The sequence below is a fragment of the Rothia sp. HMSC069C04 genome (genome assembly GCF_001812895.1).
GTDB lineage: Bacteria > Actinomycetota > Actinomycetes > Actinomycetales > Micrococcaceae > Rothia.
In genome coordinates, this window is the sequence record NZ_KV810736.1 from 442,353 (window position 1) to 457,006 (window position 14,654).

The window sequence follows — 14,654 nt, forward strand, 5'->3', positions numbered from 1 at the left end:
TTGCCGCCTATACGCGGTGGGCGCGCCCAGGCAGATGCGGCGGGTGCGTAGAATGGTGTGCATGACTATTTCTGCCGCCTCTTTTGCTCCCGAGTACGCCGCCGTTGCGGATGCTCCCCGTAGCGATGATTACGCCCGCCTGACCCGCATCCGTGAACGCCTGCTGGCGTTGAACTACAGCTATGACGCTGTGCAGGAGCTGCTGGGTGTTGAGGCGGCTGAGGCGATGGCTCGTGACCAGGTGGTTCCGGGCCTGTGGCGTGTGGAGCACGTTCTGCGCGGCGATTACAGCGCGGGTGAGAAGAACCTGGCGCGTCTGCTGGCGTTTTTCCTGCTGGCCCGCCCGCTCACTGAGGCTGAGGCAGCCGAGGTTTTCGCAGATACCCTGGTTGATTTCGAAGATGCCGCGCTGATTGAGCGCGACGCCGCGGATTCTACCCGCTGGTCCGCAAGTGTTGATTTGCGCCCGCACGCCGCCGATGACGGCACCGAAATCTTTGTTGCCGCTGACCTGGGTGCGCATCAGCGCCCCGGCGTGCTCCGCAAGGATCACGTGCTCGGTATCGGTCACGCATCCCTGACTCTGGCGCAGATTACCGAGCGCACCCCCGTCAAGCGTGCCCTGGATGTGGGCACCGGCTGCGGTATTCAGACCTTCCACCTGCTCGCCCACGCCGAGCACGTGACCGCCACCGATATTTCGGAGCGTGCCCTGGCGTTCACCCGTTTTAACCTGCTGCTGAACGCGCAGACTCTCAACATTGACCCGCAGAACCCGCAGGCGCGCGTGAGCCTGCGCATGGGTTCCCTGCTGGAGCCGGTCGCTGGTGAGCTTTTCGACCTGGTGGTGTCGAACCCGCCGTTCGTGATTACCCCGCGCGTTGCCGGTGAGAGCGCCGAGGAGCAGTTCACCTACCGCGACGGCGGCCTGCCCGGTGACGAAATTGTGAGCACGATGGTGCGTCAGCTGCCGTCGGTGCTGGTGCCCGGTGGCCGCGCGCAGATGCTGGGCAACTGGGAAATTATTCGCGATTCGGCGGACCCGGACGCACCGCGCCCGTGGGATGAGCGTCCGCGCGCCTGGGTTGCCGACGGCGGCGCGGAGGCGTGGTTTATTCAGCGTGAGGCGCTGACCCCCGCCTCCTACGCGGAGACCTGGTTGAAGGATGCGAGCGAGAACCGCGACCGCAGCCACTACGAGCAGACCTACGTGGCGTACCTGAACGACTTCGCTTCCCGGAACGTTCATTCTATTGGTTTCGGCATGATTTGGCTGCGCCGCCCGACCGAGGCAACCGCGGCAGGGGTGACCGAGCCCCTACAGCGTTTCGAGGAGATTACCTACCCGATTCAGCAGCCCATTGCCCGCGCCCTCACCGAGTCCGTGCGCCGCTACGACCGCCTCGCCGCCATGGACGATGAGGCGCTCCTTACCGCACACCTGGAGGTCGCCGAGGACGTCACCGAGGAACGCCACGGCCGCCCCGGCGCCGAGCATCCCAGCGTCATTTTGCTGCGTGCCGGTTCGGGTCTGTGCCGCACCCAGCTGCTCTCCACCGAGACCGCTGGTTTTGCGTCGGCGAGCGATGGTGAGCTTGCCGTGGGTCAGATTGTGGCGGCTCTTGCCATGCTACTGTCCTGGCCCGAATACGACGAGGCTGCCGCCGCCGCACGCGGTACGCAGGAGCAGCATCCGCGCGACACCCTGCTGCACGCGGTGCGCGAGCTGGTGCTCAAGAGCTTCCTGCACTTTAGCGACGAGCACGCGGGCGCAGAATCAGCTGATAAAAATGCCGCTGAGGTCCATGCGGCAGAAGCGCAGGGCTAGGCGTGCGCATTTGGTCCCTTCACCCCAGTCTGCTCGATCGGCGCGCCTTGGTCGCCTGCTGGCGTGAAACTCTGCTGGCGCAGAAGGTTCTGCGGGGTCTGACTCGCGGGTACACGAACCATCCGCAGCTGATTCGTTTTCGCGCGCATCCGCAGCCGCTGGGGGCGGTTGCCACCTACCTGTGCGGGTTGGCGGATGAGGCGGATGCCCGCGGCTACTCGTTCAACCGTGCACTGATTGGTGCGGGCGAAGATGAGGCGGGCAAAGATAGCACAAACAAAAATAGCGCAGTTAAAAACGGCACAGGTAAAAACTGCGCCGACAAGGCAGGAAACCCGTACACTTCGGTCGCGCATATTCCCGTTCCTTTGGGTCAGCTGGAGTACGAGCTCGCCTTTCTGCAGCACAAGGTGGCTGGGCGCGACCCCGAGTGGGAGCATCGGTTGAGCGAGCGCCTGGCGGCACGCGGCGAGCTGGCGGCGTGTGCGCATCCGCTCTTTGAGGTGGTTCCGGGCGCTATTGAGCCTTGGGAAAAGACGAAGGACTTTTAGACAGAAGGATTTCTAAGAACGTGAGCATAGTAATGCCCCGGCAGAACCCTTGCGGGTGCCTGCCGGGGCATCGCTGTATGTGTGGCTCAAGCTGTATGGGAACAAACATCTCAGCGCGTTACAGAGCGCTGGAAACAGCTTGGCACGGGGTCTTTACCCCAGGACCTTCACCTCATGGTCTTTACTTGGTGGTCAGCGCGGGCTTAATCTCCTTCACGATTGCCTCAAGCATCTTCAGGTTGAAGTCCACACCCAGCTGCAGTCGACCCGCCGCAATGAGATCGGCCATGGCGGCAAGTTCAGCCATGTAGAGCGGGTTTTCGTAGCGCATGTCTGGGTTGCAGCACTGGCTCTTCATCGTCGGGTGACGGGTCAGTCGTCTTCGAGGTCCTCTAGCACTTCGAACGGCGACTCGACGTCACCGCGCCAGGCCTCCAGGCCTTCGCGCACCGCGAGCACCGCCACGACCAGCGCCGCGACCGAGTCAGCCCACCACCAACCGAACAGGCTGTCGAGGACGAGGCCGATGAACACTGCACCGGAGAGGTAGATGCACAGGATGAGCTGCTTGGCGTCGGCCATCACGCTCTTGGAGCCCAGCTCCCGCCCGGTGCGGACCTCAATCCACGCCAGCAGAGGCATGACGACCAGGCTCAGCGCGGTGATACCGAGACCCAGCGGGCTGCGGTCGGGGCCCTCCTGGCCGACCAGGGCCAGCACCGCGTCGATCGAGACGTAGGCCGCCAGCGCGAAGAACGCGATGCCGATGGCCTTGACGGTGACCGTTTCCCACCGCTCAGGGTCCTTGCGGGTGAACTGCCAGGTGACGGCCGCGGCCGAGAGTACCTCGACAACCGAGTCGAGCCCGAAGCCAATGAGCGCCGCGGACGAGGCGAGGACGCCTGCCCAGACTGCGACGATTGCCTCGATTACGTTGTACGTGATCGTGAAGCCGACGATGAAGCGGACGCGCCGGTGCAGCATCGCGCGGCGTGCGGTGGTCAGGGTCTCGCTCATGCTCCCGCCGCCATTCCACAGCAGCCCGACACCGAGCATGCCGGGTCGATGCACGGCGCGGTCTCGTCCACCGCGAGCGTGACGTCGATCAGGGACGTCAGTGCCGCGGCGAGGTGCGGGTCGGCGATCTCGTAGCGCGTCTGGCGGCCCTCGGGCTCGGCGACGACGATTCCGCAATCGCGCAGGCAGGTCAGGTGGTTGGACACGTTCGAGCGGGTCAGCTCCAGCTCGCGCGAGAGCACGGCTGGATAGCTCGGGCCGCCGAGGAGGGTCATCAGAATCCGGGAACGTGTCGGGTCGGCCATGGCGCGGCCGAGCCGGTTCATGACGTCGAGGCGTGAAGCAATAGTCAGCATACGATGACTATACAGTGATAACTGACTAATTGTCCACTTGTGCGGGCTGCCGCACGTGCTCCGCGCCCTTGCCCTCGGGAGGCGGCAGAGTTCGCACTCATCAGCGACCACCGCCCATCACGGAAGCGACGGCGGCACGCTGGCGCGAAACCCTGCTAGCGCAGAAGGTTCTGCGGAGTCTTCACCTCAGGGGCTTTACTTGGTGGTCAGCGCGGGCTTGATTTCCTTGACGATGGCATCCAGCATCTTCAGATTGAAGTCCACGCCCAGCTGGTTTGGTACGGTCAGCAGCACGGTGTCCGCTGCCTGAACTGCCTCGTCACGAGCGAGATCCTCGGCAATCTCCGCCGGGTCACCAATGTAGCTACGGCCGAAACGCGAGAAGCTGTTGTCGATAATGCCGGTGTAATCCTGTGAATCCTCCGCCGCGCGGCGACCGAAGTAGCGTGCCGAGGTCTCATCAATCACGGGCAGCACCGAGCGGGAGACCGAAACACGCGGAACACCCGAGTTACCCGCCTTCACCCACTCGGAGCGGAAGAGGCGAATCTGCTGCGCCTGCTGCTGATCGAACGGAATACCCTTATCTTCCAGCATCAGGGTTGAAGACATGAGGTTCAGGCCCTTATGCGCGGTCCACACGGCGGTGCTATCGGTACCTGCACCCCACCAGATGCGCTCACGCAGACCCGGCGACTGCGGCTGGACGGGGGCGTACTTGCCCGCCACGCGAGCGCTGGGCGCCATACCCTCACCCTCAATTGCCTTGAGGAAAATGTCGAGGTGGCGGCGCGCCATGTCGCCCTCATTTTCGCCTTCTGCCGGGTAGTAGCCGAAGCTCTCAAAGCCGCGGATAACGGATTCGGGCGAGCCACGGGAGACACCCAGCTGCAGTCGGCCCGCCGCAATGAGGTCTGCCATGGCGGCAAGTTCAGCCATGTAGAGCGGGTTTTCGTAGCGCATGTCAATCACACCGGTGCCGAGCTCGATGCGTTCGGTCTTCGCCGCGATCGCGGAGAGTAGCGGGTAGGGGGTCGCCTGCTGCTGGTCGAAGTGGTGCACGCGGAAGAACGCGCCGTCCAGTCCAATGTCTTCGGCACCTACGGCAAGGTCGATTGCCTGGTGCAGAGATTCTGCAGCGTTCGGTACGCGGGATCCGGGAACCTCAGCCCAGTGGCCGAAGGAGAGGAAGCCGAGCTTCTTCTCGTCGCCGCGCATGGGTTCGAGGTGGCTAATGCGGATGGATTCGTCGAGCTGCGGGGTGCTCTGGCTGTTGGAGGCGGTGGGGGTGCTCATGGTTTTTCCTTTGCGAGTTGCGCTCGGGTTCGTGTAGTGCCGGGCTGGTGGTTTAAATCTAAACCCAATATTTTACATGTCAAGTATTTGTTTTGGGGCATGCAGCAAAGGAGCACCGCTCCCCCGACTTCACAGCACACTCACCCGCTCCAGGGGTCCAAAAATATAACCGAAAAAGGGTACAAAAAAGCCCGGCGGCACGAACGCATCGCACCACCGGGCCCTTCTATTCAACAGCTAAAACTGCAACTAAAACGACAGAAACAAACTGCCCTAGGAACGCTTCACCAGCGGAACCCACAGCTCCATACGGTAATCAGCCGCCTGCATATCGCCGCGACCGTACACCTCAAGACCACCAACCGGGCGGTACTGCGGATTCTTCGCGAAGAACGCCTCCTCAAAGCTCGCAAAGCCAGCCGGAATGGACTCCGAAATCGGGCCGGTCACCTCAACCACCGCGTAGGTGCTCGCTGGCAACTCCAGCACGCCCAGACCAAGCTTCGCCGCGCTCGCCGGCTCCGACACCAAGAAGCCCGCCGTGTAGCGGACCTGCCTCTTCGGATTCGGCTGAGTGCACACACCCAGATACTGGGTCACGTTCAGAACATCCAGCATCGCCGGGGACGCCTTCTGATTCAGCTCATCCCACAGCGAGGAGAAGTCGCCATCCAGGGGGAACACCTGCGAGACGCCAGCAACAACCAGCGCCGGGTGCTCCTCAATGCGAGGTTTAGAAATCTGAACCGCGCCGCCCTTAGCGGCTGCCATTAGGCGTTCACCTCAGCTGCTTCGCGGTCCACCGAGCACTCGGGCACACAGCGGCGCTTTGCGTCATCAGCTGCGCACTCGGGGCAGAGCAGAACCAGCTCGCGGCAGTTCTCGTTGGAGCAGTTCTCGAACTTGTTCGAGGGGGCACCGCACTGTTCGCACTTGCCGATGGTGACGGTGTCCGGGGTGAACTCCATGTGCATGCGCTTGTCGAAGACGTAGAGCGAGCCTTCCCAGAGTTCCTTATCGCCGTACTTCTCACCGTAACGGACGATGCCGCCGTCAATCTGGTAAATCTCCTTGAAGCCGCGGTTCTTCATGAGCGCGGAGAGAATCTCGCAGCGAATACCACCGGTGCAGTAGGTGACGACCGGCTTGTCCTTAATGTGATCGTACTTGCCGGACTCAATCTCGCGAATGAAGTCGTGGGTGGTGCGCACGTCAGGAACGATAGCGTTCTTGAACTTGCCAATCTTCGCCTCGAACGCGTTACGGCCGTCGAAGAAGACCACTTCGTCGCCGCGTTCTTCAACAAGCTTGTTAACCTCTTCAGGCTTCAGGTGCACGCCGCCGCCAACGACGCCGTTCTCGTCCACCTGCAGCTCGTCGGGAGCACCGAAAGCCACAATCTCGTCGCGTGCCTTCACGGACAGACGGGGGAAGTCCTCCGCGCCGCCCTCGGACCACTTGAACTCCATGTTCTTGAAGCCGGGGTACTTGCGGGTTTCCTTGGTGTACGCCTTGACCGCGTTGATTTCGCCGCCGAGGGTGCCGTTAATGCCGTGCTTGGAAATGAGGATGCGCCCGCGCAGGCCGAGCTTCTCGCAGAGGGCACGCTGCCAGAGCATGACCGCCTGCGGGTCGGCGATGGGGGCGAACTGGTAATACAGAATAATCTTATTTTGAGCCACGAAACTATTTTATCGTCATATGCGCCTAACGCATGCAGATTTTTTGATATGTGTGCACTGACTACGGGGTCGGCGGCACAGAAGCGGTGCTGGGGGCGGTTCTGGGACAGGATTAGGGCGGGGTTAGGTTAGGGGCTAGGCTCTGGGTCGGGGCAGGATCCGAGCGGGTTCGGAGCCGGGCTCGGAGCCAGCGTTCAGGGTAGCGCGTGACCGGTGGCAGGTCGGGTTTTAGCCCGCCGCTCTACAATGGAACCCATGCCGCACAGCATCTCCTCGCAGAACGCCAACCAGCACCCTGAACAGCAGCCCACGCATCAGTCTGTACACCAGCCCGAACAGCCGCAGGGGCAGTCTGCGGCGCGCCCAAAAACGCTGCGCTACCGCGAGCTTCCCGCGAGCGCACAGCAGGTGCTGGCATCCCTGCTTCCGGAGGCAGAACGCACCGGAACCCTGCCCGAGCAGGTGACCCATATTCACACCATTGCCGCTAGGGCGGCGAGCTACGCGCCCTGGCCGCAATGGCTGCATCCGCGCGTGGTGGAGGCCTTCGAATCGCTCGGCATTGCCGAGCCCTACGCCCACCAGGTGCAGGCGGCAGACGCCGCCCACGCGGGTCTTGATGCGGCGCTGGCGGCGAGTGCGGCGCGCTACGGCTGGCAGGCGGGGCGGATTGAGGCTGAGCGTCTTGAGCCTGGGCGCGTTGAAGCGCCGACTCCCGCACACGCCGAAGACGCGAAGAGCACCGGCAACGGCGGGCACGTGATTGTGGCGACTGGTACCGCCTCAGGCAAGACCCTGAGCTACCTGATGCCCACCCTGGACGCAATCTACCGTGCATCGTGTGGCGAGCCAGTGAGCTCAACTTCCGCGTATTCGGGAGCAGAAAACCTCAATAATAGAGCGAACGTTCTCTACATTTCACCGGCGAAGGCACTCTCCGCCGACCAGCTCACCGCCCTCACCTCCTACAACCTGCCAGGACTCCACGCGGCAAGCTACGACGGCGACACCCCCACCGGCGAACGCCGCTGGATCCGCGAACACGCCAACTTCATCCTCACCACCCCGGACATGCTCAACTACTCAATCCTGAGCAACCACCGGCAGTGGTCATCCTTCCTGCGCGGGCTGCGCTACGTGGTGCTCGACGAGGCACACAGCTACCGCGGCGTTTTCGGCGCGCACATCGCCAACCTGCTGCGCCGCCTGCGCCGCGTCTGCGCGCTCTACCGCACCGTGCCCGTGTTCTACGGCGCCTCCGCGACCAGCTCCAACCCGGTCGAGTCTTTCTCCAAGCTCATCGGCGTGCCGCAGCAGGCGGTCACCGCCATTACCGAGTCCACCTCCGCACGCGGTGAAACCACCGTCGCACTCTGGGAGCCCGAATTCATGCCGCCCAAGGCGCACGATCAGCTCGCCAAGGGCACCCGCAGCACCCAGCAGCAGGCGGTCCAGTCGAAGGCTGAGCAGGAGGCGCCGCGCCGCGTCTCCCCCGTGGAGCAGGGCGCGCAAATGCTCACCGACCTGGTGCTTTCCCGCACCCGCTCCCTGGTTTTCGCCGGTTCGCGCCGCAGCGTAGAAATCCTCTCGCAGAAGACCCAACGCTACCTCGACGAGGTGGAGGCGGGCCTCGCCCACCGCGTCGCCGCATACCGCGCCGGGTACACCCCCGAAGAGCGCCGCGAACTCGAACGCAAACTCCGCAACGGCGAACTGCTCGGCCTGGCGAGCACCTCCGCACTGGAGCTGGGCATTGACATCTCCGGACTGGACGCCGTACTCGTGGCGGGCTGGCCGGGTACCCGCGCCTCCTTCATGCAGCGCGTGGGCCGGGCGGGTCGAAGCGGTCAGGACGCGCTCGCAGTGCTCATTGCCGACGACAACCCACTCGACACCTACCTGGTGCACCACCCGGAGGCGATTTTCGGGCAGGAGGTTGAGGCAACCGTATTCGACCCGACGAACCCGTATGTGCTCTCACCGCAGCTGTGCGCCGCAGCGCAGGAGGCACCCATCCGCGCTGAAGAACTGAGTCTCTTCGGTCCGCATACCGCGGCTCTGCTGGATCGGCTGGTGCAGCAGGGGTACCTGCGTCGCCGCCCGGACGGCTGGTACTGGACGCACGCCGAATCAGCCGCCGACCTGGTCGATATCCGCGGCACCGGCGGCGGCCCCTACCAGCTCATCGATGCCGAAGACGGCACCCTGGTTGGCACCATGGACGCCGCGCACGCCATGAGCCAGGGGCACCCGGGCGCAATCTACATTCACCAGAGCGCGCAGTACGTGGTCGAATCCCTCAGCGAGGGCGAGCGCGTGATTCTGCTCAGCCGCGTCTACCCGGACTACTACACGCGCGCCGTTGAGAACACGGAGGTGCGTATTCTGGCGGAGCATGCGCGGGTCAGTTACGGTGCGCAAAACGCTGTTGGAGAAGCGGTTCCCGGCGAGCCTGCACCCGAAACCGACGCGCAGCAGCTCGCCCCGCTCACCATGCACCGCGGGCAAGTTCAGGTCACCGACCAGGTCACCGGCTACCGGCGATTCTCCGTCTACGGCGGCGAATACCTGGGCGAAGAGGCGCAACCCATGCCGCCCGAAGTGCTCATGACCGAGGCGGTCTGGTTCACCTTCGAGCCCAGCTACCTGTTCGGCGCGGGCGTGACCGAAGAGGACGGCCCCGGCACCTTGCATGCCGCCGAGCACGCCGCCATCGGGCTGCTGCCGCTCATCGCCACCAGCGACCGCTGGGACTTGGGCGGACTCTCCACGCTACTTCACGTGGACACCGGCAGGCCCACCATTTTCGTCTACGACGCCGCACCCGGCGGCGCGGGCATTAGCGAGCGCGGCTTCAACGCGGTTGCGCAGTGGCTGAGCGCCACCCTTGAAGCAATCGAAAGCTGCGGATGCGAAAACGGTTGCCCCTCCTGCGTGCACTCGCCCAAATGCGGCAACCGCAACGAGCCGCTCAGCAAACACGGCGCGCGGGCGCTGCTGACGGCAATGTTGCGGAGTATGGCGGAGGTGTAGGAACACAGGTCACGCAAGCTGGGATGACAACTCCCGGTGAGCGCAAAAAGCCTAGTCGGTGGGGTTTTCTGGGTCGACTGGGCCTTCCGGATCGGGAGATTCGGGCACCGAGTCCCGCTCGGCTCCCAGCTCTTCCTCCAGCTCGGCAACCTCATCGGGGCTCAGCTCCTCCGCGTCCCCCGCCGCCGCGCGCTCTTCTTCGGGAAGCTCTTCCTCGGGGGACTCAGCCCCGGCGCGGGCACGCACCCTCGCCGGGCCCAGCATGCCCATGGGTCCTGCGACGGGGACGGCGACCGTCACCTCCACCGTTTCGGGGCGATCCGGAAACGTGCAGGATTCCAGGTGCGCGCCGTGGCGTTCGGCAAGGTCCGCTGCGACCGCGCACGGGTCGCCCTCTGTGAGCCCGCGGTAGGCATCCGCCGCCGCGAGCGCACTCAAATCGGCGGCGGCGGACGCCCTGCGATTCGCAGAAACCACCCCGATGAGCCCGGCAATTACCACGGTCAGCACCAGCAGCGCGGCAATAATGGCGAGGGCGAGGACGGTGCCGCTACCCTCTTCGGGTTGCTCTTCCGCGGAGCAGGCGAGAACCGAGCTTTTATTCACCATCATTGCCGATGCTTTCTTCACTGTCAGCGCTTTCCTGAGCGCCAGTGCCTTCTTGACTGCCAGCACCACCTTCAACGCGGGCATGGGCGTCCGCTCGCAGTACCCAGCCGGTCGTCGAGCCAATCACGCCGGGGGCGGGGCGGCTCACCCGCACGTGCACCTGCCGGGCGCGCCCCTCCCCTGCATCAACTGCGCTATCAGGAGAAACGGAAATCTGCACACTCTGCGCCGGGTCGATGCGACTGACGGCGGAGCGAATCTGCGCCTCGGAGTCTCCGCGGGCGGCGGCGCGGGCAGCCGTTCGCGCGGATTCCTCCACCTTGAGCTGCGCAACCCCCGTGGAGGCGGCGCCCAGGCAGAGGGCGAGCACCACCGTCACGGCGGGTAGGGCGACCGCAAATTCGGCGGTGATGACACCCTCTTCTGCGGCGTCCTCGTGCGGGGTATCGGGCACCGATTCCGCCCCGGTTTTACCTGCGGATTGAGCATGCCACCAAGCACCCAAATTCACATGAGCATTCATTCTTTATTCCTCCTTTCTTGCCTCATTTTTCGGGGTGCATAGCACCTAGAGCAAAACTCCACGATGGAATTTTCAAAAGCGCTAGAGCAGTCCCGTATTGCCCGCAATAGACAGCGCATTACGCACAATATCCAGGAGCATGGAACGCACCTCATCGGACTTGAGAATCAGCACCAGCAGACCAGCAAAGCCGACCGCCGCAAGCATCACAATGCCGTACTCCGCGGTGGAGGCGCCCTCCTCCGGATCACCCGCCGGGGCATACTCAGCGGGCGTCTTTTCATCGCCTTCAGCAGGCACGTATTCGGCACAGCCGGGCGCGTGCTCACCCAGGCTGCGGCAGGTGGCGCCGCATTCGTCCAGGGTGCAGCCCTCGGCGAGCGCTCGGGCAATGGTCAGCGCCTGCTCGGGGCTCAGGCGGTCAGTGTTCATATCAATCTCCATTTCGTGAGGGTCAATCCTGGGGCCGGCGTGGTTCTGCTCAGCGCCGGCGGAAAGTTCAACATCGGTAAAAAGCTCGGGGCATTCTTCGCGCAGCTGCTTCATGGTGGTTGCAATGGCAACGGACAGCGGTACGGGACCCAGAATGGTCTGCGCTTCTGCACCGGGTGCGTGAGCCTGAATTTCACGCGGTGCGCCGACCGGGGCAGTAATCGGGGCATCGCCCGGGTGCAGGTCGTGGCGGATTGCTTCGCAGAGGGTGTTCGTCATTGGTTTTCCTTTCGTTGCGCCCCGGTCATTCGGGGCGGGGTGGGTGCTCTTCTGCCTTCGAGGCGCAGAGCGAGGGTCTAAACTTTTCGGCATTTCAGCTAGTCAACAGCGCTTATGGGCTTGGTTCTTTAGCCAGTCAGCGTGGGTAGCAGCGAAATGAGGATGGGCACAATACCCAGGCAGATAAAGGCGGGTAGCGAACACAGCCCGAGGGGCACCACGAGCGCCACGGAGAGCCTTCCTGCGGCACGTTCTGCCGCGCGGCGCTCGCTGAGGCGGTGCGCATCGGCGAGGGAGAGCAGTAGCGCAGTGCTGGGTGCGCCGCCCGTGTAGGCGGGGGCGAGCGCATCCCGCAGCTCACCGAAGGTTCCCGCCGCGGAGCCCGACCAGGCGCTCCCCCAACCGCTGCCCATCTGTAGGCGCTGGCAGACCGTGTGTAGCGGTCGGCTGTTGAGCGCCTCGGCGAGGGTGCCCAGGGCGGCGAGCGGTGCGAGCCCGGCGCGTAGTTGTGCGGCGAGTAGTTCCAGCACGAGGGCGGTATCGACGGGCGGCACGTTCGAGGTTTGTTCGGCTCCACTACTTGCCGCGCTCTCCACCTCAGCCCGATGCACGAGCACGGCGGTCCAGCGTCGCCCGGCAAAGGCGAGCCCCAACCCGAGCAAGCCGGTAAGCGCCCCGAGAATGGAGCCGGTCAACACGCCCACGGGGTCGCTTCCCATGAGCACACCCAGACCCAGGCCGAGCAACGGCAGCCAGGAGAGGATTCTGCCGGTGGCGCGCGGTGCGGCGAGGGCGCTCTGCCTACCCAGGAGCGCGTCGATGCGTTCTTCGGCGTGTTCGGCGGCGCGTTCCAGGCTCGTGGCGAGCGGCGCACCGGCACTCTCGCTCATGCGCAGGCTCAGCTGCAGGTCGTGCAGGCGCTCGCGGCTGTGCGGGCGCATCCGGGCACTGTTTTCGAGCAGTTGGGCGCAGGCGAGGTGCGCGGGTGCACCCCAAGAGGTAAGCGTGGCGAGAGCCTGCGTGAAGCGGCGGATATCTTCGGCGCACCGCTTGTGCCCGTAGTCTTCGGAAAGAGGCGAGAGGCCTCGTGCCCGTCGGGGGCGGGCGCTTTTCCGAGAGCTATTCTTCGTGCACGTTTTCCCCGTACCCGGCACCAGCTCGCACTGTCCGAGTTGCCCGAACTGCCTAGAGCCCGGGTCGGTGCGCACCGCTTCCTGCAGGGGAATGCCGGCGCGTAGGTTCAGGGCGAGGGTGCGTAGCATGAGCGGCCACATGCGCATTTCCTCGGCACTGGCTGCTCCGGCGATACGCCCAGCTAGGCGCTCAGTCCAGCACTCAGTCCAGCGTTCGCGAAGGCTTCCGTTGCTCTTCTCGTTCTGCTTCATTGCTTCCTCCTTTCACGTTTTCTGCTTCCCCCATTTCGGGGGCTAGTACCCAACTTCGGACCCGGTAGAAATACGCCTGACCTGCAGATACTCTTCGCTCCCCTGTGTGGCGGGGTGCAGGCTGTAAATACCCTCGATGCGGCGGCGACCGTCCCGGTGTTCCAGGTGGATAATGCGTTCAAAAGCCGTCGCCGTATGTAGAGCGACCGTTCTACTATCCAGTCCGGCGAGCGCACCCAGGGCGCACAAACGCAGGGGCACCGCCTGCGCACTATTGGCGTGCAGGGTCGTTCCGGCGCCGCGATGACCGGTGTTCATGGCGGTCAGCAGGTGCACCACCTCCGCGCCGCGGCACTCACCGACCACGAGCCGATCCGGGCCCATACGCAGCGCCTGCACAATCAGCTCACCCAGCCCGATTTCGCCGGCACCCTCGGAGTTGGCGGCGCGGGTTTTGAGGGCAATAACCTGCTCATGCTGCGGCGCCAACTCCGGGGTGTCTTCGAGCAGAATGAGGCGCTCCTGCGGCGTGCACAGCCCCAGCAGGGCGTTGAGCAGGGTGGTTTTGCCGGTGCCGGTACCACCACTAATGAGGAATCCGCGGCGTTCGGCAATCATGCGGCACAGGTAGGCGGCGGTCGCCTCATCACACAGCCCGGCGGCCTGCAGCTGTGCCAGGGTGGGGCGCTCGCGGGCGGGTAGGCGCACGGAGAGCCGGGTACGTTCGCTCAGCGGCGGGATAATCGCGTGGATGCGCCTGCCGTGCTCGTCGCTGATGTCAGCCGCCGGATGTGCGGCATCCAGCTGCCCGCCGTGCCTGCGGATGAGCCGTTCGGCGAGGTCACGCACGCGCCGCTCATTGCCGAGGCTCAGCGCCACGGGGCGGGTGGTTCCGTTGATGCCCACCCAGATATCGCAGGGCGAGTTCACGTAGATATCGGTGATGGTTCCGGCGCGTTGCCCCTCGTCAAGGAGCAGGTCGAGGGCGCCGAGGCCGTAGAGTTCCGCGGCGAGGTAGCTCAGTGCGGTCTGCCGGTTGATGGGCACGTATTCCACGCTGGGGTAGCTCCAGGAGGCGGGCGCGGGTTGCACCTTTTTGGTGCGGAATTTTCGGGGCTTCGTCACATTAGTTCCGCCTGCGCCCGTTCCTTCTGCGTTCGTGTTCCCCAGGTGTCCACCGTCGATGGTGCAGATTGCCTCATCCACGGCGTTTTCGAGGATCTCGCGGAGGGGTTGGGATTCTTGGAGTAACCCACCGCCCGCGGCACTCGCAGCGTTTGCACTGCCCGCGACGGTTGCGCCACCTGCGGGCGGCCGCTCCCCTGCTCGCTCGGCCCCGCCACTGAACCCGCCGCTAAAACCGCCCAGGGCGATAGCGCTCATCTGCGGCGAGCGCAGAATCAGTTCGCGGGCGTGCAGGGCGACGGCGCGGGCGCGGTAGTCTTCGGGGATGAGCAGGGCGGGCAGTGAGCGCGCACCTGCATTCTGCGCACCCAGTCGATTCGTTCCCTGCACCTGCGTGCTTGGACTCTGTGTGCTTAGATTCTGCACGGCGCTGGTCGGGTAGCCATTGGGACTACCGGTGTTGCTGGCGGGATTTCTGGTGGGGTTCATGGCTCTAGGAGAGCATTGCGCCCATCCTAAATTTTTAAGAGAATGAGCG

General features: G+C 64.4%; 13 protein-coding genes and 1 pseudogene. 3 read left to right on the top strand and 11 right to left on the bottom strand.

Features of this window, described 5'->3' with window-relative positions:
• Positions 1–61: 61 nt before the first annotated feature.
• Both HMPREF2879_RS04495 and HMPREF2879_RS04500 read left to right on the top strand, forming a co-directional pair.
• Positions 62–1,828 carry a DUF7059 domain-containing protein gene (locus tag HMPREF2879_RS04495; protein WP_246822903.1) on the top strand — a complete coding sequence of 589 codons (1,767 nt, stop codon included), beginning with the start codon at positions 62–64 and terminating at the stop codon, positions 1,826–1,828.
• A 2-nt stretch (positions 1,829–1,830) separates the two neighbouring features.
• Positions 1,831–2,379 (top strand): pyrimidine dimer DNA glycosylase/endonuclease V, encoded by a 549-nt coding sequence (locus tag HMPREF2879_RS04500; protein ID WP_049343205.1) that lies wholly within the window; start codon positions 1,831–1,833, stop codon positions 2,377–2,379.
• A gap of 247 nt (positions 2,380–2,626) precedes the next feature.
• On the opposite strand, the pseudogene HMPREF2879_RS09530 reads toward HMPREF2879_RS04500, so the two are convergent.
• The 6 genes and pseudogenes from HMPREF2879_RS09530 to HMPREF2879_RS04530 all read right to left on the bottom strand — a co-directional run.
• Positions 2,627–2,713: pseudogene (locus tag HMPREF2879_RS09530) on the bottom strand (luciferase); the annotation flags it as partial.
• Positions 2,714–2,751: 38 nt separating this feature from the next.
• A complete protein-coding gene (locus HMPREF2879_RS04510; protein WP_049331681.1) occupies positions 2,752–3,396 on the bottom strand; it encodes a cation diffusion facilitator family transporter in 645 nt (214 codons plus the stop codon).
• Positions 3,393–3,752 carry a Cd(II)/Pb(II)-sensing metalloregulatory transcriptional regulator CmtR gene (locus tag HMPREF2879_RS04515; protein ID WP_070507093.1) on the bottom strand — a complete coding sequence of 120 codons (360 nt, stop codon included), beginning with the start codon at positions 3,750–3,752 and terminating at the stop codon, positions 3,393–3,395. Before HMPREF2879_RS04515 ends, HMPREF2879_RS04510 begins: the two co-directional genes overlap by 4 nt.
• 195 nt (positions 3,753–3,947) lie before the next feature.
• Positions 3,948–5,048 (bottom strand): LLM class flavin-dependent oxidoreductase, encoded by a 1,101-nt coding sequence (locus tag HMPREF2879_RS04520; protein ID WP_070634908.1) that lies wholly within the window; start codon positions 5,046–5,048, stop codon positions 3,948–3,950.
• Between the two features lie 273 nt (positions 5,049–5,321).
• Entirely contained in the window at positions 5,322–5,819 is a 498-nt protein-coding gene (locus tag HMPREF2879_RS04525; protein ID WP_049351915.1) for a GyrI-like domain-containing protein, read from the bottom strand.
• Positions 5,819–6,730 (bottom strand): oxygen-dependent tRNA uridine(34) hydroxylase TrhO, encoded by a 912-nt coding sequence (locus HMPREF2879_RS04530; RefSeq protein ID WP_049351919.1) that lies wholly within the window; start codon positions 6,728–6,730, stop codon positions 5,819–5,821. The genes HMPREF2879_RS04525 and HMPREF2879_RS04530 overlap by 1 nt, the downstream gene beginning before the upstream one ends.
• Before the next feature lie 246 nt (positions 6,731–6,976).
• On the opposite strand from HMPREF2879_RS04530, the gene HMPREF2879_RS04535 reads away from it, so the two are divergent.
• The gene (locus HMPREF2879_RS04535; RefSeq protein ID WP_070634909.1) at positions 6,977–9,763 is read left to right on the top strand and encodes a DEAD/DEAH box helicase; all 2,787 of its coding nucleotides are present in this window, start codon (positions 6,977–6,979) and stop codon (positions 9,761–9,763) included.
• A gap of 51 nt (positions 9,764–9,814) precedes the next feature.
• On the opposite strand, the gene HMPREF2879_RS04540 is transcribed toward HMPREF2879_RS04535, so the two are convergent.
• The 5 genes from HMPREF2879_RS04540 to HMPREF2879_RS04560 form a co-directional block, all read right to left on the bottom strand.
• The gene (locus tag HMPREF2879_RS04540; RefSeq protein ID WP_049353873.1) at positions 9,815–10,375 is read right to left on the bottom strand and encodes an Rv3654c family TadE-like protein; all 561 of its coding nucleotides are present in this window, start codon (positions 10,373–10,375) and stop codon (positions 9,815–9,817) included.
• Positions 10,362–10,826 carry a TadE family type IV pilus minor pilin gene (locus tag HMPREF2879_RS04545; RefSeq protein WP_246822904.1) on the bottom strand — a complete coding sequence of 155 codons (465 nt, stop codon included), beginning with the start codon at positions 10,824–10,826 and terminating at the stop codon, positions 10,362–10,364. Before HMPREF2879_RS04545 ends, HMPREF2879_RS04540 begins: the two co-directional genes overlap by 14 nt.
• Before the next feature lie 150 nt (positions 10,827–10,976).
• The gene (locus tag HMPREF2879_RS04550; RefSeq protein ID WP_070634911.1) at positions 10,977–11,606 is read right to left on the bottom strand and encodes a DUF4244 domain-containing protein; all 630 of its coding nucleotides are present in this window, start codon (positions 11,604–11,606) and stop codon (positions 10,977–10,979) included.
• A 128-nt stretch (positions 11,607–11,734) separates the two neighbouring features.
• A complete protein-coding gene (locus HMPREF2879_RS04555; protein ID WP_070634912.1) occupies positions 11,735–12,991 on the bottom strand; it encodes a type II secretion system F family protein in 1,257 nt (418 codons plus the stop codon).
• A gap of 42 nt (positions 12,992–13,033) precedes the next feature.
• A complete protein-coding gene (locus HMPREF2879_RS04560; protein WP_246822905.1) occupies positions 13,034–14,605 on the bottom strand; it encodes a TadA family conjugal transfer-associated ATPase in 1,572 nt (523 codons plus the stop codon).
• Positions 14,606–14,654 lie beyond the last annotated feature (49 nt).